The following is a 262-nucleotide window of genomic DNA, read 5'->3' as shown; positions in this document are numbered from 1 at the left end:
CCCGCTGACTCTGGGTATCGAAACCATGGGCGGCGTAATGACCGCGCTGATCGAGAAAAACACCACGATTCCTACCAAGAAATCGCAAGTGTTCTCGACTGCCGACGACAATCAGGGCGCAGTGACCATTCACGTACTGCAAGGTGAGCGTAAGCAAGCCGCACAGAACAAGTCCCTGGGCAAGTTCGACCTGGCCGAGATACCACCAGCAACACGTGGCGTGCCACAAATCTAAGTGACCTTCGACATCCACGCCAACGGC

Annotated in this window: 1 pseudogene; it reads left to right on the top strand. The window is 56.1% G+C overall.

Annotated features, from left to right (window positions below):
• A pseudogene (locus ACIPLA_RS27360) lies at window positions 1-262 on the top strand (Hsp70 family protein); the annotation flags it as partial.

It is taken from the genome of Pseudomonas sp. NPDC086112 (genome assembly GCF_044746425.1).
Taxonomy (GTDB): domain Bacteria; phylum Pseudomonadota; class Gammaproteobacteria; order Pseudomonadales; family Pseudomonadaceae; genus Aquipseudomonas.
The sequence above is the reverse complement of the archived record's forward strand: the minus strand, read 5'-3'. Positions and strand labels throughout refer to the sequence as shown.